Below are 270 nucleotides of genomic sequence, written 5' to 3' on the forward strand. Positions count from 1 at the left end.
TCCATGCTTCAGTGCCATTACAGAGGCCGGTTGCGTGCATGACAAGATTGTTTGTAGTGGTGGCCGGGTTTCTGTTGAAGAGCCTGAGTTCTATTGGGTAAATACGGTACTTGGTAATTTAAAGGGCGCACTGCGTAGTAGCTACCATGCAATTAGACCCAAATATGCGCAGCGCTATTTGGCAGAATTCCAGTACCGATTTCATCGAAGATTCAACTTATCGGCACTCATTCCAAGACTTGTTTATGTCTCTCTTCGGACACCACCAAT

General features: G+C 45.9%; 1 protein-coding gene. It reads left to right on the forward strand.

Going from position 1 to position 270, the window contains the following annotated elements:
• Nucleotides 1–270: transposase (locus MO867_RS22960; protein WP_252473463.1), on the forward strand; the 270-nt coding region annotated here is incomplete at both ends.

Source organism: Microbulbifer okhotskensis (assembly GCF_023895975.1).
GTDB lineage: Bacteria > Pseudomonadota > Gammaproteobacteria > Pseudomonadales > Cellvibrionaceae > Microbulbifer > Microbulbifer okhotskensis.